The following is a 26,908-nucleotide window of genomic DNA, read 5'->3' on the forward strand; positions in this document are numbered from 1 at the left end:
GGGGGATCTCCAGAAGGTATGGCCGGCACTCTACCCCCGGCAGCCAAAGCCCCCTCTCTACAATCGCCCCTCTTTGTCACTGACCTTTTCCAGGAAGCCCCGGGATGAAAGCCGCCGAGATCCGCCAGACCTTTCTGAAGTTCTTCGAGTCGAAAGGCCACCAGATCGTCGCCTCCAGCCCCGTGGTGCCGGGGGACGACCCGACGCTGCTGTTCACGAACGCGGGCATGAACCAGTTCAAGGACGTCTTCCTGGGTTTCGACAAGCGCCCCTACAGCCGTGCCACCACCAGCCAGAAGTGCATCCGCGCCGGCGGCAAGCACAACGACCTGGACAACGTCGGCTACACGGCCCGCCACCACACCTTCTTCGAGATGCTGGGCAACTTCTCGTTCGGTGACTACTTCAAGAAGGACGCGATCAGCTACGCCTGGGAGCTGCTGACGGTCCACTTCCAGCTGCCGAGCGACAAACTCTGGGTCACCGTCTACGAGGAGGACGACGAGGCCTACGAGATCTGGAACAAGTTGGTGGGCGTGCCGGCCGAGCGCATCGTGCGCATCGGCGACAACAAGGGCGCGCGCTACATGTCCGACAACTTCTGGATGATGGGCGACACCGGCCCCTGCGGCCCCTGCACCGAGATCTTCTACGACCACGGCCCCGACGTGGCCGGCGGCCCGCCGGGCTCGGCCGAGCAGGACGGCGACCGCTACATCGAGATCTGGAACAACGTCTTCATGCAGTTCAACCGGACCGAAGACGGTGTGATGCACCCGCTGCCCAAGCCCAGCGTGGATACCGGCATGGGCCTGGAGCGCCTGGCCGCGGTGCTGCAGCATGTGCACTCCAACTACGAGATCGACACCTTCGTGAACCTGCTGGCCGCGGCCAAGTCGGCCGTGGATGCGGCCGGTGGCGGCGACTGCGACAAGGACAGCCCGAGCCTGAAGGTCATCGCCGACCACATCCGCGCCTGTTCCTTCACCGTCGTCGACGGCGTCATCCCCGGCAATGCCGGCCGCGGCTATGTGCTGCGCCGCATCGCCCGCCGCGCGATCCGCCACGGCTACAAGCTCGGCGCCCGCACGCCCTTCTTCCACAAGCTGGTGGCCGCGCTGGCCGCCGAGATGGGCGATGCCTACCCCGAGCTGCGCCAGGGCGAGAAGCGCGTCACCGACGTGCTGAAGCAGGAGGAAGAGCGTTTCTTCCAGACCATCGCCACCGGCATGGAGATTCTGGAAGCGGCACTGGCCAAGGGCGGCAATGTCGATGGCGACACCGCCTTCAAGCTGCACGACACCTACGGCTTCCCGGTCGACCTGACGGCCGACGTCTGTCGCGAGCGCGGCGTGACGGTGGACGAGGCCCGCTTCCACGAGCTGCTGGAAGAGCAGAAGGCCCGCGCCCGTGCGGCCGGCAAGTTCAAGATGGCCCAGGGCCTGGCCTACAGCGGCGCGCCCACGGCCTTCCACGGCTACGAGCATCTCGTCTGCGAGACCAGCAAGGTCACGGCCGTCTATGTCGATGGCGTGCAGGTCGACGCGGCCCAGGCCGGCGACGATGCCGTCATCGTGCTGGACCACACCCCCTTCTACGCCGAGAGCGGCGGCCAGGTCGGCGACGCCGGCGAGCTGCGCAACGGCACGACCCGCGTCGTCGTCGGCGACACGCTGAAGATCCAGGCCGACGTGTTCGGCCACCACGGCCAGGTTGCCGAGGGCTCGGTCAAGGTCGGCGACGTGTTCGTCGCCCGCGTGGACGCCGAGCGCCGCGCCCGGACCGTGCGCAACCACAGCGCCACCCACCTGATGCACAAGGCCCTGCGCGAGGTGCTGGGCGCCCATGTGCAGCAGAAGGGCTCGCTCGTGAATGCCGAGCGCACCCGCTTCGACTTCGCGCACAACGCGCCGATGACGGCCGAGGAGATCCGCGAGGTCGAGGCCCTGGTCAATGCCGAGATCCTCGCCAATGCAGGCGCCTCGGCCCAGGTGATGGCGCTGGACGACGCGCAGAAGTCCGGCGCGATGATGCTGTTCGGCGAGAAGTACGGCGAGACCGTGCGCGTGCTGTCCATCGGTTCGTCCAAGGAGCTCTGTGGCGGCACGCACGTGAAGGCCACGGGCGACATCGGCCTGTTCAAGATCGTCGCCGAGTCGGGCGTCGCGGCCGGCATCCGCCGCGTCGAGGCCGTCACGGGCGACAACGCGCTCGCCTATCTGCAGTCGCTGGAGACGGCGGTCCAGGGCGCCGCGATGACGCTGAAGACCTCGCCGCACGAGCTGGGTGCGCGCCTGCATGCGGTGCTGGAGCAGGTGCGCCAGCTCGAGAAGGAACTGGCCGCGGCCAAGAGCAAGCTGGCCTCGGCCCAGGGCGACGAGCTGCTGGCCCAGGCCGTGGACGTCAAGGGCCTGAAGGTGCTGGCCGCCAAGCTCGAAGGTGCCGATGCCAAGACCCTGCGCGAGACCATGGACAAGCTCAAGGACAAGCTGAAGACGGCGGCCATCGTGCTGGCCGCCGTGGACGGCGACAAGGTCCAGCTGGCCGCCGGCGTCACGGCCGACAGCGTGGGTCGGGTCAAGGCCGGCGAGTTGGTCAACTTCGTCGCCCAGCAGGTCGGCGGCAAGGGCGGCGGCAAGCCCGACATGGCCATGGCCGGCGGCACGCAGCCGGCCGGCGTGGCGGCTGCGCTGAACAGCGTGGCCGGCTGGGTGGCCGAGCGCGTCTGACGCGGCGCCCGCCCCGATGAACAAGGCCCGCGATCAGCGGGCCTTGTCGTTTCAGCCGTTCAGAAGGTTTCCCAGTCGCCCTCGTCGACCGATGCGGGTGCCGGCGGGGCAGGGCGGGGTGCCGCAGCGGTGCTGGCGCGCGGGGCTGGCGTCGTGGCGACGGCGGGGCCGGTCTTGGCAGGCGCCGCGGGCTTGCGGGCAGCCGGCGCGGCGGGTTTGGCGGCCGCCGGCTTGGCGGCAGGCTTGGCGACGGGTTTGGGCGCTGCCGCCTTTGCGGCCGGCAAGGCTGCGGGTGCCGGCGCGGCGCGCGGCGCGGCGCTTCGATGCAGCGATTCGCCTCCCGCGACGCGGAACACGGCCACCGCCTCGACGAGGCGCTGGGCCTGCTCCTTCAGGCTCTCGGCGGCGGCGGCGGACTCCTCGACGAGCGCGGCGTTCTGCTGCGTCATCTGGTCCAGCTGCACGACCGAGGTGTTGACCGAGGCGATGCCCTCGCTCTGCTCGGTGGCGGCCGAGCTGATCTCGCCGATGATGTCCTGCACGCGCTGCACGCTGGAGACGATCTCGCCCATCGTCGTGCCGGCCGTCTGCACCAGGCGGGCACCGTTCTCGACGCGCTCCACGCTGTTGCCGATCAGGGTCTTGATCTCCTTGGCCGCCTCGGCGCTGCGGCCCGCGAGGGAGCGCACCTCGCCGGCCACGACCGCGAAGCCGCGGCCCTGTTCGCCGGCGCGCGCCGCCTCCACCGCCGCGTTCAGCGCGAGGATGTTGGTCTGGAAGGCGATGCCGTCGATGGTGCCGATGATGTCGGCGATCTTCTTGCTGGCCGCATTGATCTCGTCCATCGTCGTGACGACCTGACCGACGACCTCGCCGCCGCGCGTGGCCGCCGACACGGCCGACTGCACGAGCTGGTTGGCCGTGCGGGCCGAGTCGGCCGTCTGGCGCACCGTGCCGGTCAGCTGGCCCATCGCCGAAGCGGCGTTCTGCAGGTTGCTGGCGGTCTGCTCGGTGCGCTGGCTCAGGTCGAGGTTGCCGGTGGCGATTTCGGTGCTGGCCGTGCCGATGCTGTCGACCGACGCGCGAACCGTGCCGATGGTGGAGGCCAGGCGCTGGCGCATGCCCTCGGTGTCCTGGATCAGCGAGCCGATCTCGTCGTTGCGGCTGCTGCTGACCGACTGGCTCAGGTCGCCGTCGGCAATGGCGCCCACGGCCTTCTGCAGTGAACCCAGCGGCTCGGCGACCCAGCGGCGCATCATCCACATCAGCCCGACGCCCAGGCCGGCGGTCGTCAACGCCAGCGCGCCCCAGAAGAACCACAGCGTCGCGCGGCCCGCGGCCTGCGCCTCGCCGCGCGAGACCTGGGCGATGACCCAGTAGCCGGTCTTGTCGCTCTTGCGCGCGACGGCGAAGTTGTCGGAGAGGCCGTTGCCCAGCACGTCGGGCACGTCGTCGAACACGACGGCGCTCTCCTTCTGCTCGGCCAGCAGCTTCTCGAAGCCCGGGGAGACGCTGGCGAGCAGCTTGCCCTTGGCCGTCGGGTGGGCCGCCAACTGGGCCTTGGACGGGTCCTCGGGCATGGCGACGATGTAGGTGCCGCCGTGGTTGAAGAACTTGGCGCTGCCGGCCATGCGGTCCATCGCCGTCTCGAAGGCATCGAGGTCGAAGCCGACGAGGAGGATGCCGACGACCTTGCCGGCGTCGCTCTTGATCGGCTCGTAGTGCGTCATGTAGGCGCGGCCGGACAGCAGCGCGCGGCCCGTCCAGGACTTGCCGGCCATGATGTTGGCGTAGGCCGGGTGTTTCTTGCCCAGCAGCGTGCCCATCACGCGCTCGCCCTTGTCGTTCTTCAGCGAGGAGGTGATGCGCTCGAAATCGTCGCCCTTGGCGGCGAACACGGTGGCCACGCCGCCGTTGACGGCCGCGAACTTGTCCACCTGGGTGAAATTGCCGTTGAGCTTGGGGCCCCAGTCGCGCAGCTCGCCGGTGGCCTCGTCGAGCGTGAAGCTGGGGCCGAAGTCCTGCCGGAAGGAGCCGAAGTTGCGCTGGACCTGCTTGGCCGCGATGTCGTCCATGGCCTGCATCGCGTCGACCAGCGATGCGGCCTTGTCGCCCACCCAGGTCTGCACCTGCTCGTTGGCCGAGCGTTTGAGCAGCGCGCCGACCACGAGGCTGACCCCGAGCAGTACGGCTGCGACCGCGATGGCGCCGGTCATCGAGACCTGGCGGGCAATGGAGTGGACGGGTTGGCTCATTCGGTTCTCCAGATGCCTAGTCGGGACAGGGCTCCGCCGCCCCCGGCTCGTGGCGAGGGTGCTCGCGGGCGTTCAGGGCATGGCGGTCAGGCGGCGATGGCTGCGTCCATCAGGCCCATTTCGGCGCTGCTCATCAGCCCCTCGATGTCCATCAGGATCAGCATGCGCTCGCCCACCGAGCCGATGCCGGTGATGAAGCTCGTATCGACCGAGGCCGCGCTCAGCTCGGGCGCCGGCTTGATCGCGTCGCGGTTCAGCTCCAGCACGTCGGACACGGAGTCGACCACCGCGCCGACGACGCGGTTCTTCACGTTCAGCACGATGACGACGGTGAAGCTGTTGTACTCGGCGCTCGGGCAGCCCAGCTTCAGGCGCAGGTCGACGATGGGGACGATGACGCCCCGCAGGTTGACGACGCCCTTGATGAAGTCCGGCGCGTTGGCGATGCGGGTGGGCGCCTCGTAGGAGCGGATCTCCTGCACCTTCAGGATGTCGATGCCGTATTCCTCGGAGCCGAGGCGAAAGGTCAGGTATTCGCCACTCGCCGGGCCTTGGGCCTTGGTGGTGGCGACGGCGCCTTGCTGGCGCAGGGCGGGGACGTTGCTGGCTTCCATGCAGACCTCTCCTTGTTGTGTGATGGTTTCAGTGACGGGAACGGCGCACGAGGCTGCCGACGTCCAGGATCAGGGCCACGCGGCCGTCGCCCATGATGGTGGCGCCGGAGACGTCGTTGACCTTGCGGTAGTTGGCTTCGAGGTTCTTGACGACGACCTGCTGCTGGCCGAGCAGTTCGTCCACCAGCAGCGCGACGCGGCCGCCTTCGGCCTCGACGACGACCATGATGGAGCTGACGTGCTCGAAGTCGAAGCGCGGCACGTCGAAGACCTTCTCCAGCTCGATGACCGGCATGTACTCGTCACGCACCTCGACGACGCGGCCTGAGCCGGCGACGGTCTTGATGGTGTTGGACTGCACCTGGAAGGACTCGACGACGCTGGACAGCGGCAGGATGTAGCACTCGTCGCCGACACCCACGCTCATGCCGTCCATGATGGCCAGCGTGAGCGGCAGGCGCACGGACACCTTCATGCCATAGCCCTCGGCGGAGTCGATCTCGACGGTGCCGCCCAGCGAGGTGATGTTCTTCTTGACCACGTCCATGCCCACGCCGCGGCCGGACACGTCGGTCACCTGCTCGGCGGTGGAGAAGCCGGGCGCGAAGATCAGGTTCCAGCACTCGGCGTCGCTCATACTGTCTGGTGCGTCGATGCCCTTCTCGCGGGCCTTCTTGATCAGCTTCTCGCGGTTCAGGCCGCGGCCGTCGTCGCGCACCTCGATGACGATGCTGCCGCCCTGGTGGGAGGCGACGAGGGTGATGGTGCCCTGCTCGGGCTTGCCGCGGGCGACGCGGTCGGCCGGCATCTCGATGCCGTGGTCGCAGCTGTTGCGCACCAGATGGGTCAGCGGGTCGGTGATCTTCTCGACCAGGCTCTTGTCCAGCTCGGTGGCTTCGCCCTGCGTCACCAGTTCGACCTTCTTGCCCAGCTTGGCGGCCAGGTCGCGCAGCATGCGCGGGAAGCGGTTGAACACCGTCGACATCGGAATCATCCGGATCGACATGACGGACTCTTGCAGGTCGCGCGTGTTGCGTTCCAGGTCGGCCAGGCCGCTGGTGAGCTGCTGGTAGAGGGCCGGGTCCAGTTCGCGGCTGTTCTGGGCCAGCATGGCCTGGGTGATGACGAGCTCGCCGACGAGGTTGATGAGCTGGTCGACCTTCTCGATGGAGACGCGCAGCGTGGTCTGGTCCAGGCCGCCGCCGGCGGGCTTGGCGTCGGTCTTGGCCGGTGTCGCCGGGCGGGTCGGCACGATGGCGGCCGCGGGCTTGGCCTCGGCGGCCGGGGCCGGCGCCGCAGCGGCGTCGGTGGGCACGCCCGGGGCGTCCTCGAAAAAGCCGTAGCCGGGGTCGGCCGACGGGGCCTCGGCCGGCGGCGCGCCGGGGGCGCCCTCGTAGAAGCCGAAGCCCGGGCCCAGCGGCGTGAGCTTGACCTGGTCGCGGGCGACGTGGAAGGTGAACAGGTCCAGCAGGTCGTTGTCCGTGCTGCTGGTCAGCACCTTGAAGCGGCGCATGCCGTCGGAACTCTGGCCGGCGTCCAGCGGCTCGATGGTGCCGAGGTCGGTGATTTCCTTGAACAGCTCGATGAGGTTCTCGGCCAGGCTGACGTCGGTCAGCGGGCCGACCTGCAACTCCAGCAGGCGGGCGCCGGGGTTGGCCGCGGCGGCGGGCGCCGGTGCCGCCGGGGCGGGAGCCGCCGCCTGCGGCGCGGGAGCGGGGGCGGACGCGGCAGGCGCGGCGCCGCCTTCGACGAAGCTCTTGATGCTGACCAGCAGGTCGGTCGTGTCGAAGGGGGCGGCGCCCGAGCCCTGGTGGCGGCCGAGCTGGGCGCGCAGCGCGTCGCCGGACTGCAGCAGCACGTCCACCATGGCGGCGTTGGGCTGCAGTTCGTGGCGGCGCAGCTTGTCCAGCAGCGTCTCCATCTGGTGGGTCAGCTCGGCGACGTCGCTGAAGCCGAACGTGGCCGCGCCGCCCTTGATGGAGTGGGCGCAGCGGAAGATGGCGTTCAGCTCCTCGTCGTCCGCGGCCTCGACGTTCACGTTCAGCAGCAGCTGCTCCATGTTGTCGAGGTTCTCGCCGGCTTCCTCGAAGAAGACCTGGTAGAACTGGCTGAGGTCGATGCCAGCACTGATGCTGGCGCCTTCGGTGGTCATGTCACCCATGGCTGTGCTCCCTTTGGAACCGGCTTCAGCGGATGACCTTGCCGATCACCTCGATCAGCTTGGCCGGGTCGAAGGGCTTGACCAGCCAGCCGGTGGCGCCGGCGGCACGGCCGGCCTGCTTCATCGCGTCGCTGGACTCGGTGGTCAGGATCAGGATGGGCGTGGTCTTGAACTTGGGGTTCTCGCGCAGCTTCTTGGTCAGGCTGATGCCGTCCATGCGCGGCATGTTCTGGTCGGTCAGCACGAGGTCGAAGTCGCGCTGGCCGGATTTTTCCCAGGCGTCCTGCCCGTCCACAGCTTCCACCACGTTGAAGCCGGCGTTCTTGAGCGTGAAGGCCACCATCTGGCGCATCGAGGCCGAGTCGTCGACAGCGAGGATTGAGTGCATTTGATTTTTCTCCGGGGGGAACGTAGGGTGCCTGGGGCAGTAATGGGGCCGGGGGGATTCAGAAAAGTTCGATGGAGCCGGCGTCCATCTCGTCTTGGGTGACCGGGTTGGGCCGCAGCGGCGCGATCTCGACGATGGCGGCGCCGTCCTCATCATCCAGGCCGAATGTGTCGCGGGCCAACTGGTCGGCGCAATTGCGCAGGCGCTGGCTGGTGTGGGCGATGAGCTGAGTGGCCATGTCCTGGAACTGCAGGGCCGTGATGGCACCGGCGATGTCCTGCATGATCTGCTTCAGCCCTTCGGACGCAGCGCCGCCGTCGGTGCCGCTCAGCAGGGACATGGCCTGGTTGGAGGCGCTGAAGAAATGGGTGGACAGGGCCTCGCCGGCGTCGTCGATCAGGCGCTGCAGGCGCTCGAGGTCGTTGGTCACCGTCATCAGGTGATCCTGCAGTTCCGCGGCCGCCAGCAGGGGCATGGCGGCCACGGCGCCGTCGAGATCGGCTGCGGTGGAGGTGTCTGTCTGCATCGTGTCTCCGCGAGGGGATGCCGCTTCTTGTCCTGGTCGCCCTGTGGTTTCTCTCAGGGCGAATACATCATGGCATGTTCACCCCCTTTTCGGCCACTGTCGACCGCCAGATGTCGCGAGAACGAGCCGTATTACCGCTCTGCACCGCGTTGAGTATGGCGCCAGGCGGCATGCCCTGAGTGCCGCTGCGCCACGGGCAGCGGCATACTGCGCTCCCATGACGATTTCTGGTGTGGAGCAGGCGCCCCGGGTCCTGCGCGTGCTGCATGTCGAGGACTCCGAACTCGACCATCAGCTCATTGCGACGCAACTGGCGCGCGCCGGGCTCAATGTCGAGATGCGCAGGCTGGATGCGCTGCCCGCAGTGTTGGCGGCGCTGGACGAGCGCTGGGATGCCGTCATCTCCGACTTCAACCTGCCGGGCTATTCGGGCCTGGAGGTGCTGGACGCGCTGAAGGCGCGCGCGCTGCCGCTGCCCTTCATCCTCGTTTCCGGCGAGATTGGCGAGGACATCGCCGTGGCCGCGATGCGCAACGGCGCCTCCGACTACCTGCTGAAGAACAACCTGAACCGCCTCGCGCCGGCCCTGTTGCACGCCATCGACGCGGCCGAGAACGAGCGTGCCCGGCTGGCGGCCGACCAGGAGCTGGTCAAGTCCAAGCAGCGCCTGCACCAGCTGGCGGGCCATCTGCAGACCAGCGTCGAGCTGGAGCGGGCGGCCATTGCGCGCGAGATCCACGACGACGTCGGCGGCTCGCTGACGGCCCTCAAGTTCGACCTCGCCTGGATCGACCGCCATGCCACCGAGCCCGCGGTGCGCCAGCGCGTCAGTGCGGCGCTGGAGACGGTCAACTCGGCCATCGACGCCAGCCAGCGCATCATGCACAACCTGCGCCCTGCCATCCTGGAGCAGGGCCTGGTGGCCGCGCTGCAATGGATGACGGCGCGCTTCGAGCGGCGCACCGGCATCGAGGCCGGCCTGCGCGTCGGCGACGAGCGCCTCGAGTTGCCGCCCGGCGTGCCGCTGGTGGCCTACCGCACGGCCCAGGAGGCCCTGACCAATGTGTCAAAGCATGCGGGGGCGAAGCGGGTGGACATCGAACTCAGCCTGGACTCCGGCGTGCTGACGCTGGAGATCCGCGACGACGGCCGCGGCATCGCGGCGGGCGATCTGGCCAAGGAGCGCTCCTTCGGCATCCGCGGCCTGCACGAGCGCGCGGCAACCGTGGGGGGCTGGGTGGACCTGTCCTCCTCGCCCGGGGGCGGCACCAGCCTGATCCTGACCGTGCCGCTGGCGGCCGATGCCATCGACGCGCTCGACGACGCCACCGACTTCGGCGCCGACGACACCGGTACCTCCATCTGGGGCCGGGCATGATCCGCGTCATCCTCTGCGATGACCACGGCCTGATCCGCCGCGGCATCCGCGACACGCTGGCCGACAGCGGCGACATCGAGGTCATCGGCGAGGCCGGCGACTACACCGAGCTGCGCGGCCTGCTGCACAAGCTCGGCAAGGACAACCCCTGTGACGTGCTGGTGCTGGACATCAACATGCCGGGCCGCTCGGGCCTGGACGTGCTGCATGTGCTGAAGGACGAGGGCGCCGCGGTGCGCACGCTGATCGTGTCGATGTACCCCGAGGACCAGTACGCCATCCGCGCGCTGCGCGCCGGCGCCTACGGCTATGTCAACAAGGGTGGCGACCCCGCCAGCCTGGTGCAGGCCGTGCGCACGGTCGCCCAGGGCCGCAAGTACGTGACGCCCGAGATCGCGCAGATGCTGGTCGAGAGCCTGACCGCGCCCGTCACCGAGCAGGCCCATCACAAGCTGTCCGACCGCGAGCTGCAGACCCTGGTGATGATCGCCTCGGGCAAGCGCCTGTCGGACATCGCCGAGGAGCTGATGCTCAGCCCCAAGACCGTCAGCGTCTACCGCGCCCGTGTGCTGGAGAAGCTGGGCCTGACGAACAACTCCGAGCTGACGGTCTACGCCATTCGCAACGGCCTCGTCGCCAGCTGAGGCCGGCGCGCCTGTCGCCGTTCGTCCGCCCTGGCGGCGATTCGCCGGCGCCGGCTGCCGTTCGTCGATTGTTGACATCCGCTGGCAGCAGCGCCTGCACAATGCGCCGGTTTCCAAAACGGCTGCGCTGGCGGCTGCAACAGTTCAGGGAGCGTGTCATCGATACCGGATTGCTGAAGGAGCTGCGCATCGAAGGCGCGCAGCGTGAGGATCATGACGGCGGGATGCCGAAGTGGGTCTGGGGCCTGCTGGCCGGGCTGGTCATCCTGGTGCTGGTGGCCGCCGGCGCGTGGTGGTTCATGGCCGGCAACAAGCCCATCGCCGTGCAGACGGCGACGGTGCGTGCCAACGGACAGGGCGCCAGTGCCGACGCCGTGCTGCAGGCCACGGGCTATGTGACGCCGCGCCGCATGGCCACCGTCTCGGCCCAGATCACCGGCACGTTGACCGAAGTACTGATCGACGAGGGCTTCAAGGTCAGGAAGGGCCAGGTGCTGGCGCGGCTGGACGACACCGGCCTCAAGGCGGGCCTGGCCGCCGCCGAGGCCCAGGTGCGCAGCGCCGAGGCCAATCTCGTGCAGCTGCGCGCCCAGTTCGCTCAGACCCAGGCCGACTCGCGCCGCCAGACCGAGCTGGCCGCCAGCGGCATGACGACGCACCAGGCCCAGGAGCTGGCGGCGACGGCGGTGAAGACCGTGGGCGCCCAGCTCGAGGTGGCCCAGCGCCAGATCGAGGCGGCCCAGGCGCAGGCCCGCCAGGCGCGGGTCAACTTCGACTACGCGACGGTGCGGGCGCCGTTCGATGGCGTCGTTACCGCACGGGCGGCGCAGGTCGGCGAGATCATCTCGCCGCTGTCCGCCGGCGGCGGCTTCACGCGCACCGGCGTCGGCACCATCGTCGACATGGACTCGCTGGAGGTGAACGTCGACGTCAACGAGGCCTACATCGCCCAGGTCAAGGGCGACATGCCCTGCGAGGCCGTGCTCGACGCCTACCCGGACTGGAAGATCCCGGCCCATGTCGTCGCCGTCATCCCCAGCGCCGACCGCGGCAAGGCGACCGTCAAGGTGCGCGTGGCCCTGGACCAGAAGGACGACCGCGTCGTGCCCGACATGGGCGTGCGCGTGAGCTTCCTGGCGGCCAAGCCCAAGGTCGAGGCCAAGCCGGTGCCGGGCGTGTTGCTGCCGCCCGAGGCCGTGGTGCAACGCGACGGCGCCAGCAGCGTGTTCGTCGTGAGCGAGGGCCGGGCGCAGCAGCGTGCGCTCAAGCTCGGTGCCGATGCCGGCAAGTTCAAGCTGGCCACCGAGGGCCTGAAGGCGGGCGAGACGGTCGTCGTCTCGCCGCCGGCCGAACTGAAGAATGGTTCCAACGTCGTGAACAAGGAATGAGCATGAGCGCTTTGATCGAAGTCCGCGACCTGTCCAAGGTCTACACCCGTGGCAAGCAGAAGGTCGAGGTGCTGCACAGCATCAACCTCGATGTGCAGCAGGGCGATTTCCTCGCGCTGATGGGCCCCTCGGGCTCGGGCAAGACGACGCTGCTGAACCTGATGGGCGGCCTGGACGCGCCCAGCGGCGGCGCCATCAGCGTGGGCGGCGAGCGCATCGACAAGCTCTCGGGCGCGGCCCTGGCCAAGTGGCGGGCGTCCAGGGTCGGCTTCGTGTTCCAGTTCTACAACCTGATGCCGACGCTGTCGGCGCAGAAGAATGTCGAGCTGCCGCTGCTGCTGACCAAGCTGTCGGCCGGCGAACGCAGGAAGCGCGCGGCCATCGCGTTGCAACTGGTCGGCCTGGCCGACCGCGCCGCGCACAAGCCCACCGAGCTGTCGGGCGGCCAGCAGCAGCGCGTGTCCATCGCACGCGCCATCGTGTCCGACCCGACCCTGCTGGTCTGCGACGAGCCCACCGGCGACCTGGACCGTCAGTCGGCCGAGGACGTGCTGACGCTGCTGCAGGCCCTCAACCGCGAGCATGGCAAGACCATCGTCATGGTCGCCCACGACCCGCGTGCCGCCGCCCGCGCCAGCCACACGCTGCATCTGGACAAGGGCACGCTTGTCGAACAGGCCGTCGCCTGAGCCGCATGAGGTGATGCCATGAAATACCTCCACCTGATCTGGGCGGCGCTGTTCCGGCGCAAGGGCCGCACCTTCCTGACCCTGGTCTCCATCATCACGGCCTTCCTGCTGTTCGGCCTGCTGGATGCGGTGCGCGTGGGCTTCGAACAGGCCGGCCAGAGCGCCAACGGCGCGCAGCGCCTGCAGACCGGCTCCAAGCTGAGCTTCATCCAGCTGCTGCCGATGTCGCTGGGCGCGCGCATCGCGCAGATCGACGGCGTGAAGGACACGACCTTCGCCAACTGGTTCGGCGGCGCCTACCAGAAGCCCGAGAACCAGGTCTTCAGCTTTGCCGTCGCGCCCAACTACCTCGACATCTACCCCGAGATGGAAGTCTCGGCCGAGCACCGCAAGGCCTTCGCCGAGACCAAGAACGGCGCCCTCGTCGGCGAGGGCCTGGCGCGCAAGTTCGGCTGGAAGGTGGGCGACCAGGTGCCCATGCAGTCCACCATCTTCCCGGACAAGAACGGCAGCCAGAACTGGCCCTTCCAGATCGTCGGCATCATCCACGTGCCCGACAAGAAGACGGCCGGCTGGTGGGACCAGATGTTCCTGCTGAACTGGAAATACTTCGACGACACGACGCCCTGGAACCAGGGCAATGTGGGCTGGTACGTCACGCGCGTGAAGGACGTCAACCAGGCCGACCGCGTGCTCAAGGCCATCGACGAGATCTCGGCCAACTCCGACCACGAGACCCGCACGCTGACCGAGCAGGCGGCCATGTCCAGCTGGATGAAGCAGGTGGCCGACATCAACCTCATCGTCACCTCCATCATGGGCGCCGTGTTCTTCACGCTGCTGCTGCTGGCCGGCAACACGATGATGCAGGCCGTGCGCGAGCGCACCGGCGAGATCGCCGTGCTCAAGACTCTGGGCTTCTCGGGCGAGAGCGTGCTGGCCATGGTGCTGGCCGAGTCGGTGCTGCTGCTGCTGATCGGCGGCGCCATCGGCCTGCTGCTCGCCAGCGTCATCGGTCCCGCCGTCAGCGCCGGCAGCGGCGGTGCGCTGAACCTGCCGGCGGCCGGCCTGGTCAGCTGGCTGATCGGCATCGGTCTGGCGCTGTTTTTCGGACTGGCCGTGGGCGCGCTGCCGGCGTTGCGCGCGATGCGCGTGAACATCACCGATGCACTGGCCGGGAGGGCTTGATATGAAGTTCCTGAAAAATCTCGGGCTCGTCTTGCTGCTGGTCGCCGTGCTGGCGGCCTGGGTGATGCTGCCCTGGCAGGGGGCGCTCGTGCTGGCCGTGCTGCTGGCCGCGTGGATGTTCCTGTTCCGCAGCGGCGCGCAGACGCGTTCCGTGGCCGCGGTGGGCATCAGCACGCTGACGCAGCGCCTGGGCTCGTCGGCCGTCATCGTCGTCGGCATCGCCGGCGTGGTCGGCGTGCTGGTGGCCCTGCTGGCCATGGCCGAAGGCTATGCGCAGACACTGCGCAACTCCGGCTCATTGGACACGGCAATAGTCATGCGCGGCGCCTCGGCCAACGAGGTCTCGTCCTCGCTGAGCCGCGAAGACCTGCTGCAGATCGAGCAGGCGCCGGGCGTGGCCCACAACGCCAAGGGCGAGCCCATCGTCTCGGCCGAGACGGTGGTGGCGGCCAACCTGCCGGTCAAGGGCAGCAAGACCGGCGACGAGGGCAGCGCCCAGGTGCGCGGCATCAGCGAGGCGGCCTTCGCGGTGCGGCCCAACGTCAAGATCATCGAGGGCCGGACCTTCCAGCCGGGTCTGCGCGAGATCGTCGTCGGCAAGGGCGCGGTGCGCCAGTTCGAGGGCCTCAAGGTCGGTGCCAGCCTCAAGCTCGGCAACCAGCCCTGGACCATCGTCGGCATCTTCGCGTCGGGCGATGCGATGGAATCGGAGCTCTGGGCCGACGCCAATGTCGTCAACGACACCTACCGGCGTGGCAGCGGCCGCAACTCGGCAACGGTCAAGCTGGAGAACGCGGCGGCCATCAAGGCCTTCGGCGAGGCGCTCGAGGCCAACCCCCAGCTCAAGGTCAAGGCCAGCACGACGCTGGAGTTCTTCGCCAAGCAGAGCGAGAAGATGACGCAGATCCTGCGCATCATCGGCATCACGGTGGGCGCCATCATGGCCGTGGGTGCGGTGTTCGGCGCGCTGAACACGATGTTCGCCGCCGTGGCCTCGCGGGCCCGCGAGATCGCGACGCTGCGCGCCATCGGCTTTCGCGGCCTGCCGGTGGTCGTCGCCGTGATGCTGGAGACGACGCTGCTGGCCCTGATCGGCGGCCTCATCGGCGGCCTCATCGCCTGGCTGGTGTTCAACGGCTTCGAGGCCTCGACGATGGCGGCCGGCTCGGTCGGCAAGCTCAGCTTCAACCTGGCCGTATCGCCCGGGCTGCTGTGGGAGGGCATCAAGTGGGCCCTGGCCATAGGCTTCGTCGGCGGCCTGTTCCCGGCGGTGCGGGCGGCCAGCGTGCCGGTGACGACGGCGCTGCGCGAGCTCTAACTGAACACCGCCAGCAGGCGCTCCAGCGCCACCGTGAACGGTGTCTGCATCAGCGGCAGCGTCGCGACCATGCCGATCAGGCCGACGCTGACCGTCAGCGGGAAGCCGACCGAGAACACGCCGATCTGCGGCGCGACGCGCGAGATCACGCCCATCACGAGGTTGACGAACATCAGCATCGTGACGAGGGGCAGGGCGATCCACAGCCCGATGCTGAAGATCTCGGCGCCCCAGCGCTGGGGCGTGGCCACGCGCAGGAAGGCGAAGGGCTCGGCGCCGACCGGGAAGGCGTGGAAGCTCTGCACCAGGGCGTTGATGAGCAGCAGATGGCCGTTGATGGCGATGAACAGGAAGGCCACCATGCTGCCGAAGAAGCGCGCGCTGGCCGTGCCCTGGGCGCCGCTGCCGGGGTCGAAGAATCCGGCGAAGTTCAGGCCCATCTGCAGGCCGATGATTTCGCCGGCGAACTCCAGCGCGGCGAACACGATGCGCACCGCGAAACCCATGGACAGGCCGATCAGCAACTGCTGGGCGACGAGCAGGGTCAGCATCGGCAGCGAGTCCAGCGGCGCGACCGGGATCTCGGGCAGCGAGGGCTGGGCCGCGACGGCGATGAAGAGCGACAGGCCGACGCGCAGGCGCAGCGGCACATTGCGCTGGCTGAACGTGGGCATGCCGGCGAACAGGGCCAGCGTGCGGATGAAGGGCCAGAGCAGCGGGTTCAACCACGCCAGCAGCTGGGCCTCGGTGACGGAGAACATCTAGCCGACGACGTTCGGGATGGTCTGCAGCGTGCGCTGGATGTACTCCACCAGCTCCGTCATCATCCACGGCCCGGCCACGGCCAGCGTCAATATGGCGGCGATGACCTTGGGCACGAAGGACAGCGTCGCCTCGTTGATCTGCGTGGCGGCCTGGATCACGCTGACGACGACGCCGACGAGCAGCACGACGATCAGGATGGGCGCGGCCACCAGCATCATCATGTAGAGGCCCTGCTGGCCGAAGGTGAAGACTTGTTGGGCGTCCATGGTTTTCAGTCAGTTGGGGACAGAGCTACTCGCTTCGCTCGGGCGGCCGGTGCAAGGCCATCAGATCAGGTCACGAAGGAAGCCGCCAACGAACCGAGCAGCAGGTTCCAGCCGTCCGCCAGCACGAAGAGCATGAGCTTGAAGGGCAGGGAGACGAGCACCGGCGACAGCATCATCATGCCGAGGCTCATCAGCACGCTCGCCACGATCATGTCGATGACGAGGAAGGGGATGAAGATCAGGAAGGCGATCTGGAAGGCGCTCTTGAGCTCGCTGGTCACGAAGGCCGGCACCAGCACCTTGAAGGGCACGTCCTCGGGCTTCACGCCGCTGTCGAGCTTGGCTAGGCGCGAGAACAGGGCCACGTCGGCCTGGCGCGTCTGCTTGAGCATGAAGCCGCGCATCGGCACCTCGGCGCGCTTCAAGGCCTCGTCGAACTGGATCGTGCCGGCGCTGTAGGGTTGCCAGGCGTCGGCATAGACCTTGTCCAGCGTCGGGCTCATGACGAAGAAGGTCAGGAACAGCGACAGGCCGACGATGACCTGGTTGGGCGGTGCGGCCTGGGTGCCCAGGGCCTGGCGCATGAGGCTCAGCACGATGGCGATGCGCGTGAAGGCCGTCATCATCAGGATGACCGCGGGCAGGAAGCCCAGGGCCGTGAAGAACAGCAGCGTCTGGATGGGCACCGAGTAGCTGCCGCCGCCGACTCCCTGGCCGACCAGGAGGGGCAGCGTGGCGGGCGGCGTCGCGTTCTGGGCGAAGGCGGCGCCTGCCGTCAGCAGCGCGGCGCCGGCCAGCAGCGGCTTAAGCTTCATGACCACTCCCCTGGCCGCGCTCCTTGCTCAGCAGCTTGGCGAACGAGGCCGGGGCAGGCGGCTCGGCCTGGGGCGGCAGGGTGTGCAGCGTCGTGATGCTCTGGGCCGTCGCGCCCAGCACCAGCCAGCGACGCTCATCGCCCTGGCCGACCTCGACGACGAGCAGGCGCTGGTTGGGCGCCGTGGGCAGCTGGGTCACGACGCGCAGCAGGCCGGCGGGCGCCGCACCGCCGAACACGCGGCCATAGGGCGTGCGCTTGAGCAGCCACAGCGCGACCGGGATCAGCGCAATGATGGCGAGGAACCACAGGAAGGGGAGCAGGCCGGAAGCGTTCATGCCTCGGCATTCTGCGGACCGACTTGAGCCGGCGAAGCGCCCAACAGGCGGCTCAAACCGCGGCTATTCGGCCGTCTGAAATGCAACCGGAGACACAGAGGAACTCCGGTTGGGGCCTTCTCCGTGCCTCGGTGGTCGCCCTTGTCTTCGTCAAGCCGCCTTCGACAAGCGGCGCATGCGCTCCGACGGCGTCACGATGTCGGTCAGGCGGATGCCGAATTTGTCGTTCACGACGACGACCTCGCCCTGGGCGATCAGGTAGCCGTTGACCAGCACGTCCATCGGCTCGCCAGCCAGCGCGTCCAGCTCGACGACCGAGCCCTGGGCCAGCTGCAGGATGTTCTTGATCGGGATGCGGGTGCGGCCCAGCTCCACGGTCAGCTGGACGGGAATGTCCAGGATCATGTTGATGTCGCCGGCCGAGCCCGCCGCCGTCGTCGGGCTGAAGTTGGCGAAGCTGGGCGTGGACACTTGCTCGGGCGCCACCTCGGTGGCGACCTGGGTGGCAGGCGCGGGCGCAGGCGCGGCCTCGGCCAGCGCCGCGGCCCATTCGGCCGCCATCGCGTCCTGTTCTTCTTGGCTGGGTGAATCAGGGCTCATGTTTGGCTCCCAGCCAGCTCTCCTGAGAGCCGGTCAGCATCTTGTCGATCTTGAGGGCGTATTTGCCGTTGGAGGTGCCGTAGTGGCAGTTGAAGACGGGCACGCCGTCCACCTTGGTCTGGATCATCGGCTCCAGGTCGAGCTCGATGAAGTCGCCCGCCTTGAAGGCCAGCAGCTGCTCCACGGTGGCGGGCGCCGTGCCCAGCTCGGCCACGAGCTCGACCTCGGCGGCCTGGATCTGCGTCTTCAGCAGGTTGATCCAGCGCCGGTCGGGCTCGGAGGAGTCGCCGACCGTCGTCGAGTACAGCACGTCGCGGATGGGCTCCAGCGTCGAGTAGGGGATGCAGAAATAGATCGTGCCGCTGGTCTCGCCGATCTCCAGCGTGAACGAGGTCGACACGACGATCTCGCTGGGCGTGGCGATGGTGGCGAACTGGGGCTGCATCTCGGAGCGCTGGTACTCCAGCTCCAGCGGGTAGATGCCCTTCCAGGCCTTGTGGTACTCGGCGAGGATGACCTCGACGATGCGGGTGATGACGCGCTGCTCGGTGGGCGAGAAGTCGCGGCCCTCGATGCGGGCGTGGAACTTGCCAATGCCGCCGAACAGGGAATCGATGACGGCGAACACGAGGGTCGGGTCGCAGACGATCAGCCCACTGCCGCGCAGCGGCTTCACCGACACGATGTTGAAGTTGGTCGGGACGACGATTTCTCGAAGGAAGGCCGAGTACTTCTGCACCTTGATGCCGCCGATGGCGACCTCGGGGCTCTTGCGGATGAAGTTGAACAGGCCGACGCGGATGTTGCGCGCGAAGCGTTCGTTGATGATCTCCATCGTGGGCATGCGCCCACGGACGATGCGTTCCTGGCTCGCGAGGTTGTACTCGCGTATGCCGCCGACCTGCTCCTCCTCCTGCTCGAGCTTCTGGCTCTCGCCGGTGATGCCCTGGAGCAGTGCATCGACTTCGTCTTGGGAAAGGATCTGCTGATTCATGGCGAATCCGCGGTCACTGCACGATGAAGTTGGAGAAGAGCACCTGGGTGACGGGGCTCTCGACGGCGGCCTTCTTCGTTTTCTTCTTCTTTGGCGCGTCGGCCGCGGGTTCCTCGTCCGCGTTGTCGAGCTCGATGCCCATGGGCCGCACCGACTCGCGCATGATGTCCTTGGCCAGCTTTTCCTTGCCCTCGACGCTCAGCAGCTCTGCGGCCGTCTTGCGCGACAGCACGACCAGCACGTTGTTGCGGATGGCTGGCATATAGGTCTTGATCTGGTCGGCGAAGTGCGGGTCGTCGACTTGCAGCGTGATGCCGATCTGGGCGAAGCGGTCCACGTCCTTGTCGGCCAGGTTGACGGTGAAGGGGTCCAGCGGCACGAAGGTGGGCGGGTGGTCGCTCTTGGCGTGGGCCTTGGCCTTGACCGGGGCCTCGGTGGTGTCGGCGGCGTCCTCGCCGTCCTCGGCGGGCTTCTTCTTCAGCAGCAACAGCGCCGCGCCGCCGCCGGCCAGCACCAGCACCAGCACGGCGGCGATGATGATGATCAGCTTCTTCTTGCTGCCGCCTCCCTTGGGGGCGGCTCCTTCGGCAGCCGGCGCAGTCGCCATGGGAACTCCTTGAACATCCGCGGCCCATCGGACGCAATGGGCAGCGCTTCGCCCGATTATTGACCCCGGGATGGGCCGATAAGCCTGGATTAGCCAGCGCGGTGCGTGGCTAATTCCACTTCAGCTTCAGGCGAAGGTGTCGAGCAGGCCGACCGTGCGCCGCGTCGCAGGCGCATCGATGCTGCTGTTGCCGCCGACCCGGCCCGGGGCTGCCACGCCTGCGCCAGCCGTGCCGCTGCCACGCTCGGCGCTCGTGTCGTAGCCGCCACGCTGTTGCTGCGGAGCCTGCTGGAAGACGCCGCCACCCGACAGCGTCAGGCCCTGGCCCTGCAGTGCGGCGGCGAGGTCGGGCAGGCTTTGCTCCAGCGCCTGACGCGTCTCGGCCTGGACCGCGTGAAAGGACACCTGGGCCTGCGAGCCGTCCACGACGATCTGCACGGCCACCGGACCCATGTCGGCGGGGTTGAGCTGCAGCTCGGCATGCTGCACGCCGTCCACGGCCATCAGGCTGACGCGGGTGGCCACTTCGGGGGCGAAGGCCGCGCTCAGCGGCGGAGAGGCGATGGCGGCGGAGGCCGCAGCCCCGGTGCCGGTGGCCGGTGCGGCATTGGCCGAAGCCGCCTGCAGGCTGGCGGCGAAGCTCGGCGGGGCGGCGTCGGTCGTGCCATGCGGGTGCGGGCCGGTCGGCGTGGTGTCCAGGGCCTTGGACGCGTCCGCGGCGGCAGCGGCAGCATGACCGGCCTTGGCATCGGACGTGTCGGTCAGGCCGACGGACCGGGCGGTGGCGGCATTGGCCTTGATGTCCTGGCCGGCTCCGCCCGCGCGGCGGCTGCCGCGCGCGTCGGTGGCGGTGGCCGCCGCCGGCTCGGCCGCATCGCCGGCCGGGGCCTTGGCGGCGGCGGCCTGAAGCGCGGCCTGGGCCGCCGCAGCCGCGGCTGCGGCGTTGGGCAGGCCGATCAGGGACGTGAATTCGTTCAGGCCAGCGGTGGCGGGCCGGGCCTTTTCGTCGGCACCTGCCTTGCCGTCGGCAGTGGCCTCGGTGGGCTTGTCGGCATCGGTCGGGGCCTTGTCCGGGGCGGCGGGCTTGGCCGCGTCGTTGCCGCGCGATTTGGCGGTGGTGGCCGGCTTGGGCGGCGCGCTCGTGCTGGCGCTGGCCTGCGGCGCCTCCTGGGCCGCGGCGGCTTCGTGCGGTGCCGGGGCGGTGGACGGCCGCGGTGCAGCAGCCTGGGGCTGGGGGGCGGCAGGTGGCGGGGCCTGCACGGTCAGCATCTGCGCGAAGCTCGGGCCGGCGCTGCTGCGCGGCGCGGCGGGTTGGGGCAGGGCTGGCGCGGCGGCCTTGTTCGCGTTGACGGCGGCTTGCGGGCTCAGCATGGCATCAGGCGTGGGCTTGCAGGCTGCGGCGCAGATGCACACGGGCGGCGAATTCGTCGGCAGTACGCTGCTCATGGCGGTCGGCGGCGGCCCGGGCCTCGGCCTCGCGGCGCTTGATGAGCTGGCGCAGCGCGGCCACGCGCATCTCGGCCGCGCGCAGCGTGTCGCGGGCGCGCACTTCGCGCTGGTCGGCATGCTGGGCGACATGGCCCTGCGTGTCTACGGCCTGGTTCAGGCGCTGGCCGAAGCTCTGGTAGCAGGCGACGATGTCCATCGTCGTCGCGCGCGAGAACTGCTCGGTCCAGCGCTGCTGGTATTCCTGGCGGTAGCCGGACAACTCGCCATGCTGGGCGCGCGCGGCCTGGGCCTGGGCGTTGGCCGCATGCAGGGCCTGGGCGGCGGCGTCGCGTTCCGCCTCGGCGCGTTCGAGCAGCAGGCTCAGCGTGGTTGCACTCATTCAAAACTCCAGCGCGCGCACAGGCCGGCGGCCCGGCGCTAAGTCGTTATCGGCGCGCCTGTCCCCGGGGTTTAGGCGCCCTGGACCACGGCCTGCAACTGGCTGACGCTGGCGTGAAGAAGTGCCGGGCTGTGCATGTCCTGCTGCAGCAGCCGCGTCATGTCGGCATGCAGGCGCACGGCCAGATCCAGCTCGGGGTCGCTGCCCGGGGCATAGGCGCCGAGCTGGATCAGGTCGCGGGCCTTGTTGTATTTCGCCAGAAGCTGGCGGAAGCGACGCGCGGAATCGACCTGGTTTTGGGGTGCAACACTGGTCATCACCCGCGAGATGGAGCGCTCGATGTCGATGGCCGGGTAGTGGCCGGCCTCGGCCAGCTCGCGCGACAGCACGATGTGGCCGTCCAGGATGCCGCGCGCCGCGTCGGCGATCGGGTCCTGCGGGTCGTCGCCCTCGGTCAGCACGGTGTAGAAGGCCGTGATCGAGCCCTCGCCGGCCAAGCCGTTGCCGCTGCGTTCCACCAGCTGGGGCAGCTTGGCGAAGCAACTCGGCGGATAGCCCTTGGTGGCGGGCGGCTCGCCGATGGCCAGGGCGATCTCGCGCTGGGCCATCGCGTAGCGCGTCAGCGAGTCCATCAGCAGCAGCACGTGGCGGCCTTGGTCGCGGAAATACTCCGCGATCGCGGTCGCGTAATGGGCGCCCTGCATGCGCATCAACGGCGGCGCGTCGGCGGGTGCCGCGACGACGACGCTGCGCTTGCGGCCCTCCTCGCCGAGGATGTCCTCGATGAACTCCTTGACCTCGCGGCCGCGCTCGCCGATGAGGCCCACGACGATGACGTCGGCCTGGGTATAGCGCGCCATCATGCCGAGCAGCACCGACTTGCCGACGCCGGTGCCGGCGAACAGCCCGAGGCGCTGGCCGCGGCCGACGGTCAGCAGCGCGTTGATCGCGCGCACGCCGGTGTCCAGCGGCGTGCGCACCGGGTCGCGGTCCATCGCGTTGATGGGCCGGCGCACCATGGGTTCGTTGTGGATGTTGCCGATGTCGCCGCCGCGGTCCAGCGGGTGGCCGTGCGGGTCGACGACGCGGCCGAGCAGGCCGTCGCCCATCGGCAGGTGCAGGCCGCGGTCCTCGCCGCGGCGCCAGGGGTGCAGGGGCTGGCCCAGCCGGGGTGCCAGCGGCGGCAGGTGGCGCGGCACGACGGTGGCGCCGCTGGACAGGCCCTGCACCTCGTCGGTGGGCATCAGGTAGGCGCGGTCGCCCGAGAAGCCGACGACCTCGGCGTTGACGGGCGCCATGCCGCGGCGCGGGCTGTTGCCGCTGCTGGGCATCTGGATGCGGCAGACCGAGCCCAGCGGGACGCGGATGCCGGTGGCCTCCAGCACCAGGCCGGCCACGCGCACCAGCTTGCCGTGGGACTCCAGCGGCGCGGCATTGCCGGCCAGCGTCTCGAGGTCGCAGAGGTAGCGCTGCCAGCGGCCAGTGCGCTCACTCGTCATCGCTGTCGCCTTCGCGGCGGTCTTCCCAGATGGACTTCTGGCCGATGGCGGAGACGGCCTGCTGCCAGCGCGTGGCGAGCGTGGCGTCGACGCTGGCGATGTCGGCGTCCACCTTGACGCCGCCGCGCGGCACGTCCGGGTCGGGCACGAGCTGGGCCTCGCGGGCCTGCATCTCGCTGCCGGCGCCTTGCTGCACCAGGGGGTAGTCGTCGGGGTGTACGCGCACGCGCACATGGCGGGCCGACAACTGCAGCGCCTCCACCGCGTCATGCGCGACGCGCGCGATCAGCTCGGGGCGCTGCTCGATCTCGCTGCGCACGACCTGGCGGGCCAGCTCGACGGCGATGCGGGCGACGGATTGGGCCATGTCGCCCTCCAGGGCCTGCAGTTCGGCATCGAAGTTCTTCACCAGGGTGCCGACCTGTGCGCTGATCTGCTGGGCGAAGCTGTGCTTGAAGGCGTCCAGCGCGGCCATGCCGTCGCGGTAGCCGTCCTGGTAGCCGCCCTGGCGCACGGCCTGCAGCTGCTCCTGCACGTCGGGCTGGGGCGGCGGCGGGGGCGGCTCGGCGGCCGCGGGGGCGGCCGGGTTGGGTACGGCGGGCGTGCCGGGGCGCATCGGCGCGAAGGGCGAGGGCGCGGTATCGCCCAGGTTGTCCGGGTTCCAGGCCTTGGCGCCCTGGACCTCCTCGCCGGGGATGAAGCGCGCGTAGGTGGCGCGGCGCTCGCCCTCGCGGCGGTCGGGCGGCGGCACCTGCCGCGGCGGTTGACGACTGGTGACCATATCAGTCGCTCTCCAGGGCATCGCTGATCGGATGCAGTTCGGGCCGAGCGCCGGGCCTGCCATTGGCCAGAGGCCAATGGCCTTTCGTAGGCACAAGCAGTCCGCAGGGACTGCTTGTGTCCGACTCCAGTTCCCAAGCCGGCCCGTCATGGCGATGTGCTTGCCGGTCGCGCCGGCAAGCATCGCCGTCCCCCAGGGGGACCGGCCAAGGTACTCCTTGGACGAGGGGCTTCATGTTCTAGACAAATTGATCGTCACCGCCGCCGGCGAGCACGATCTGGCCTTCGTCGACGAGGCGGCGCACGATCTTGAGCATTTCCTTCTGCTCGGCCTCGACCTCGGACAGGCGCACGGGGCCGCGGGTCTCGAGGTCCTCGCGCAGCGTCTCGGCGGCGCGGGTGGACATGTTGCGGAAGATCTTCTCGCGCAGCTCGGCGCTGGCGCCCTTGAGCGCGACGATGAGGCTCTCGGTCTGCACTTCCTTCAGCACGGCCTGGATGCCCCGGTCGTCGATCTTGTTCAGGTCGTCGAACGTGAACATGTTGTCCATGATCTTCTGGGCCAGGTCGGCGTCGGCCTCGCGCACATAGTCCAGCACCGAGGCCTCGACGCTGGAGCCCATCATGTTGATGATCTCGGCCGCCGTCTTGGCGCCGCCCAGCGAGCTCTTCTTCATGCGCTCGCCGCCGGCCAGGATCTGGCTCATGACCTCGTTGAGGTCTTTCAGCGCGGTCGGCTGGATGCCGTCCAGCGTCGCGATGCGGATCAGCACCTCGTTGCGGCCGCGCTCGGGGAAGAGCTTGAGGACCGAGGCGGTCTGGTCGAAGTCCAGATGGGCCAGGATGGCCGCGATGATCTGCGGGTGCTCGTTGCGCAGCAGTTCGGCCACGCTGGCGGCATCCATCCACTTCAGGCTCTCGATGGAGGAGACGTCGCTGCCCTGCAGGATGCGGTCCAGCAGCAGGTTGGCCTTGTCCTCGCCGAGGGCCTTGCGCAGCACGGCGCGCACATATTCGTCGGTGTCGGTGACCAGGGTGCTGTGGGTCTCGGCGACGTCGTCGAACTTGTCCAGCACCAGCTCGACCTGGGCGCGCTTGATGACCTTGAGCTTGGCAATCGTCTCGCCCAGCGCCTGCACCTCCTTGGGCGACAGATGCTTGAAGACCTCGCTGGCCTCCTCCTCGCCCAGCGACATCAACAGAATTGCGGCGCTCTCGATGCCCTTGTCATCCATGCTCAAACCTCACGCAAAGGCGCAGTGCCTTCCCAGGCGGCTGCCGTGGAACCGGCTTTGCCGGGCCACTTGCAGCTGCCAAGGCCGGAGGCCTTGTCCCTCGCCAGGCACAAGCAGTCCACAGGACTGCCTGTGTCCGGGCTCGGCCCCCTTGAGGGGGCTCGCGAAGCGAGTAGGGGGTGGGTCATTTTCATGCGGGCGTCTCACCCGCCATCCAGTCGCGCACGATGTTGGCGACGGCGACCGGATTGTCGCGTGCCAGCGCGCGGGCGCGGTTCAGCTTTTCGCTGTGCACCGGGGCCTCGAGCTTGGGCATGCCGGCGGCGCCGGGCAGCAGTTCAGTGTCGTCCACGACCTCGTCCACGGTCTCGGGCTTTTGCTCCGGCGGCGGCGGGGCGGCGGCCCTGATGGCCGGGCGGATCATGCCGAACACGGCGATCAGCGCGATCAGCACGCAGGCTGCCGGCACGATGGCGCTGCGCAGCAGGTCGGTCAGCCAGGGCTGCTTCCACAGCGGCATGTCCGCCGGCTCGGTCTTGTCGACGACGAAGGGCGCGCTGACGACCTTGACCGAGTCGCCGCGCTCGCCGCTGAAGCCCATGGCCTCCTTGACGAGCTCGGTCAGGCGGGTGATCTCCTCGGCCGGCACGGGCTGGGTCGTCGTCTTGCCCTTGGCGTCGGTCACGCTGCGCTGGTTGACGACGATGGCCGCGCTCAGGCGCTTGACGTTGCCGACCGCGCCGCGCGTGACGCGCACCGTCTTGTCGAGCTCGTAGTTGGTGACCTGCTCGCGCCGGTTGCTGCTCGTGCCGCTGCTGCCCTGGGCGGCCTGCAGCGGCGCGCTGGCGCCGTTGACGGGTGCGGTGGCCGGCACCGGCGGCTGGTTGGTGGCGGCGCCCGGCACGCCGGTGGGCTGGGCGGCGTTGGCATTGGTCTGCTCGCTGCTCTGGCTGGAGCGCACCGAGGCCTGGGTGTTGGCGCCCTGGTTGGGGCGGTATTCCTCGGCGGTGGCCTCGGTCTGCGAGAAGTCGACGTCGGCCGTCACCGTGGCGCGCAGGTTGTCGCGGCCGACGACCGGCTCCAGCAGTTCGAGGATGCGCTTGTTGTAGCCGGCCTCGACCTGCTGCTTGTATTGCAGCTGCTGGCTGTCCAGGCCGTTGGCGCCGTCGGGGCCGGCCTGGGAGAGCAGGGCGCCGGTCTGGTCGAGCACGCTGACCGCCTTGGGCGCGAGCTCGGGCACGCTGCTGGAGACGAGGTGGACGATGCCGGCGATCTGGGCGCGGTCCAGCGTGCGTCCGCCGCGCAGCGTCAGCATCACGCTGGCGCTGGGCTTCTGCTGCTCGCGGAAGAAGCCGTTCTGCTGCGGGATGGCCAGGTGCACACGCGCGTCGGCCACGTCGGACAAGGCCGTGATGGTGCGCGTCAGCTCGCCTTCCAGCGCGCGCTGGAAGTTCAGTCTCTCGTTGAACTGGGTCTGGCCGATGCTGGACTTGTCCATCAGCTCGAAGCCGACCGTGTTGCCCGTGCCGCCCTTGGGCAGGCCCTGGGCGGCGAGCTTCATGCGCAGCTCGTAGACCTGGCCGGCGGGGACGAGGATGGTGCCGCCGGCCTCGTGCTTGTAGGGCACATTCATCGCCGCGAGCTGGCCGATGACGGCGCCGCCGTCCTTGTCGGCCAGGCCGGTGAACAGCGGACGGTAGTCGCCCTGGGCCGACCACAGCGTCACGGCCAGCACGGCGCCGGCCAGGGCCAGCAGGCCGGCACCCATGGTCAGCTTGCTGCGCAGCGGCAGGCCGTTGATGCGCTGGACGAAGTTGGGCGCCTCGACGGGCGTGACCATCATCGGGGCTGCTGCGGGGGCGCTCAGGGCTGTGTCCATGAAGGCGGCAAGGAACGAGAGGAGG

General features: G+C 69.1%; 25 protein-coding genes. 7 read left to right on the top strand and 18 right to left on the bottom strand.

Annotation, left to right across the window (positions count from 1 at the left end):
• Nucleotides 1-104 precede the first annotated feature (104 nt).
• On the top strand, nucleotides 105-2,729 hold the full coding sequence (gene alaS, locus EV671_RS10020; protein WP_132571167.1) for an alanine--tRNA ligase: 2,625 nt from the start codon (nucleotides 105-107) through the stop codon (nucleotides 2,727-2,729).
• A 59-nt stretch (nucleotides 2,730-2,788) separates the two neighbouring features.
• Here the strand turns inward: alaS and EV671_RS10025 are convergent, their stop codons facing one another.
• From EV671_RS10025 to EV671_RS10045, 5 genes are all read right to left on the bottom strand, one after another.
• Nucleotides 2,789-4,984, bottom strand: coding sequence for a methyl-accepting chemotaxis protein (locus EV671_RS10025; protein WP_132571168.1), 2,196 nt, complete (start codon nucleotides 4,982-4,984; stop codon nucleotides 2,789-2,791).
• Nucleotides 4,985-5,070: 86 nt separating this feature from the next.
• On the bottom strand, nucleotides 5,071-5,598 hold the full coding sequence (locus tag EV671_RS10030; protein ID WP_132571169.1) for a chemotaxis protein CheW: 528 nt from the start codon (nucleotides 5,596-5,598) through the stop codon (nucleotides 5,071-5,073).
• Nucleotides 5,599-5,626: 28 nt separating this feature from the next.
• Nucleotides 5,627-7,759 carry a chemotaxis protein CheA gene (locus EV671_RS10035; protein ID WP_132571170.1) on the bottom strand — a complete coding sequence of 711 codons (2,133 nt, stop codon included), beginning with the start codon at nucleotides 7,757-7,759 and terminating at the stop codon, nucleotides 5,627-5,629.
• Between the two features lie 25 nt (nucleotides 7,760-7,784).
• Nucleotides 7,785-8,147: a response regulator gene (locus EV671_RS10040; protein ID WP_056199337.1), complete on the bottom strand. Its 363-nt coding sequence runs from the start codon at nucleotides 8,145-8,147 to the stop codon at nucleotides 7,785-7,787.
• 58 nt (nucleotides 8,148-8,205) lie between these two features.
• Complete coding sequence (locus tag EV671_RS10045; protein WP_132571171.1) at nucleotides 8,206-8,673, bottom strand: hypothetical protein; 468 nt, start codon at nucleotides 8,671-8,673, stop codon at nucleotides 8,206-8,208.
• Between the two features lie 217 nt (nucleotides 8,674-8,890).
• Here EV671_RS10045 and EV671_RS10050 point away from each other — a divergent pair, with 217 nt between their 5' ends.
• The 6 genes from EV671_RS10050 to EV671_RS10075 all read left to right on the top strand — a co-directional run bounded on the left by EV671_RS10050 (nucleotide 8,891) and on the right by EV671_RS10075 (nucleotide 15,278).
• Nucleotides 8,891-10,051, top strand: coding sequence for a hybrid sensor histidine kinase/response regulator (locus EV671_RS10050; protein ID WP_132571172.1), 1,161 nt, complete (start codon nucleotides 8,891-8,893; stop codon nucleotides 10,049-10,051).
• The gene (locus tag EV671_RS10055) at nucleotides 10,048-10,695 is read left to right on the top strand and encodes a response regulator (protein WP_132571173.1); all 648 of its coding nucleotides are present in this window, start codon (nucleotides 10,048-10,050) and stop codon (nucleotides 10,693-10,695) included. Before EV671_RS10050 ends, EV671_RS10055 begins: the two co-directional genes overlap by 4 nt.
• A 170-nt stretch (nucleotides 10,696-10,865) precedes the next feature.
• Complete coding sequence (locus tag EV671_RS10060; protein WP_207911128.1) at nucleotides 10,866-12,083, top strand: efflux RND transporter periplasmic adaptor subunit; 1,218 nt, start codon at nucleotides 10,866-10,868, stop codon at nucleotides 12,081-12,083.
• On the top strand, nucleotides 12,080-12,772 hold the full coding sequence (locus EV671_RS10065; protein ID WP_243655672.1) for an ABC transporter ATP-binding protein: 693 nt from the start codon (nucleotides 12,080-12,082) through the stop codon (nucleotides 12,770-12,772). The genes EV671_RS10060 and EV671_RS10065 overlap by 4 nt, the downstream gene beginning before the upstream one ends.
• Before the next feature lie 18 nt (nucleotides 12,773-12,790).
• On the top strand, nucleotides 12,791-13,960 hold the full coding sequence (locus tag EV671_RS10070) for an ABC transporter permease (RefSeq protein WP_132571176.1): 1,170 nt from the start codon (nucleotides 12,791-12,793) through the stop codon (nucleotides 13,958-13,960).
• A gap of 1 nt (nucleotide 13,961) precedes the next feature.
• Nucleotides 13,962-15,278, top strand: a complete 1,317-nt coding sequence (locus tag EV671_RS10075; RefSeq protein WP_132571177.1) for an ABC transporter permease — start codon at nucleotides 13,962-13,964, stop codon at nucleotides 15,276-15,278.
• Here the strand turns inward: EV671_RS10075 and fliR are convergent.
• From fliR to fliF, 13 genes are all read right to left on the bottom strand, one after another.
• Nucleotides 15,275-16,039 carry a flagellar biosynthetic protein FliR gene (fliR, locus tag EV671_RS10080; protein ID WP_132571178.1) on the bottom strand — a complete coding sequence of 255 codons (765 nt, stop codon included), beginning with the start codon at nucleotides 16,037-16,039 and terminating at the stop codon, nucleotides 15,275-15,277. The two genes, EV671_RS10075 and fliR, sit on opposite strands and share 4 nt — an antisense overlap.
• Nucleotides 16,040-16,309 (bottom strand): flagellar biosynthesis protein FliQ, encoded by a 270-nt coding sequence (fliQ, locus tag EV671_RS10085; RefSeq protein WP_132571179.1) that lies wholly within the window; start codon nucleotides 16,307-16,309, stop codon nucleotides 16,040-16,042.
• A 65-nt stretch (nucleotides 16,310-16,374) separates the two neighbouring features.
• Nucleotides 16,375-17,124, bottom strand: coding sequence for a flagellar type III secretion system pore protein FliP (gene fliP, locus EV671_RS10090; RefSeq protein WP_132571180.1), 750 nt, complete (start codon nucleotides 17,122-17,124; stop codon nucleotides 16,375-16,377).
• On the bottom strand, nucleotides 17,114-17,461 hold the full coding sequence (locus EV671_RS10095; RefSeq protein ID WP_132571181.1) for a FliO/MopB family protein: 348 nt from the start codon (nucleotides 17,459-17,461) through the stop codon (nucleotides 17,114-17,116). Before EV671_RS10095 ends, fliP begins: the two co-directional genes overlap by 11 nt.
• A 150-nt stretch (nucleotides 17,462-17,611) precedes the next feature.
• Nucleotides 17,612-18,061: a flagellar motor switch protein FliN gene (fliN, locus tag EV671_RS10100; RefSeq protein WP_132571182.1), complete on the bottom strand. Its 450-nt coding sequence runs from the start codon at nucleotides 18,059-18,061 to the stop codon at nucleotides 17,612-17,614.
• Nucleotides 18,051-19,055 (bottom strand): flagellar motor switch protein FliM, encoded by a 1,005-nt coding sequence (gene fliM, locus EV671_RS10105; RefSeq protein WP_132571183.1) that lies wholly within the window; start codon nucleotides 19,053-19,055, stop codon nucleotides 18,051-18,053. Before fliM ends, fliN begins: the two co-directional genes overlap by 11 nt.
• Before the next feature lie 13 nt (nucleotides 19,056-19,068).
• On the bottom strand, nucleotides 19,069-19,662 hold the full coding sequence (locus EV671_RS10110) for a flagellar basal body-associated FliL family protein (RefSeq protein ID WP_132571184.1): 594 nt from the start codon (nucleotides 19,660-19,662) through the stop codon (nucleotides 19,069-19,071).
• Nucleotides 19,663-19,788: 126 nt separating this feature from the next.
• A complete protein-coding gene (locus EV671_RS10115) occupies nucleotides 19,789-21,033 on the bottom strand; it encodes a flagellar hook-length control protein FliK (protein WP_132571185.1) in 1,245 nt (414 codons plus the stop codon).
• Between the two features lie 4 nt (nucleotides 21,034-21,037).
• Entirely contained in the window at nucleotides 21,038-21,490 is a 453-nt protein-coding gene (gene fliJ, locus EV671_RS10120) for a flagellar export protein FliJ (RefSeq protein ID WP_132571186.1), read from the bottom strand.
• A gap of 71 nt (nucleotides 21,491-21,561) precedes the next feature.
• Nucleotides 21,562-22,989: a flagellar protein export ATPase FliI gene (fliI, locus tag EV671_RS10125; protein WP_132571187.1), complete on the bottom strand. Its 1,428-nt coding sequence runs from the start codon at nucleotides 22,987-22,989 to the stop codon at nucleotides 21,562-21,564.
• Nucleotides 22,979-23,770: a FliH/SctL family protein gene (locus EV671_RS10130; RefSeq protein WP_132571188.1), complete on the bottom strand. Its 792-nt coding sequence runs from the start codon at nucleotides 23,768-23,770 to the stop codon at nucleotides 22,979-22,981. Before EV671_RS10130 ends, fliI begins: the two co-directional genes overlap by 11 nt.
• Nucleotides 23,771-24,008: 238 nt before the next feature.
• The gene (gene fliG / locus EV671_RS10135) at nucleotides 24,009-25,004 is read right to left on the bottom strand and encodes a flagellar motor switch protein FliG (RefSeq protein ID WP_132571189.1); all 996 of its coding nucleotides are present in this window, start codon (nucleotides 25,002-25,004) and stop codon (nucleotides 24,009-24,011) included.
• Between the two features lie 190 nt (nucleotides 25,005-25,194).
• Entirely contained in the window at nucleotides 25,195-26,883 is a 1,689-nt protein-coding gene (gene fliF / locus EV671_RS10140) for a flagellar basal-body MS-ring/collar protein FliF (protein ID WP_132571190.1), read from the bottom strand.
• Nucleotides 26,884-26,908 lie beyond the last annotated feature (25 nt).

This window comes from Roseateles saccharophilus (genome assembly GCF_004342485.1).
In the GTDB taxonomy this organism is placed as follows: domain Bacteria; phylum Pseudomonadota; class Gammaproteobacteria; order Burkholderiales; family Burkholderiaceae_C; genus Pelomonas; species Pelomonas saccharophila.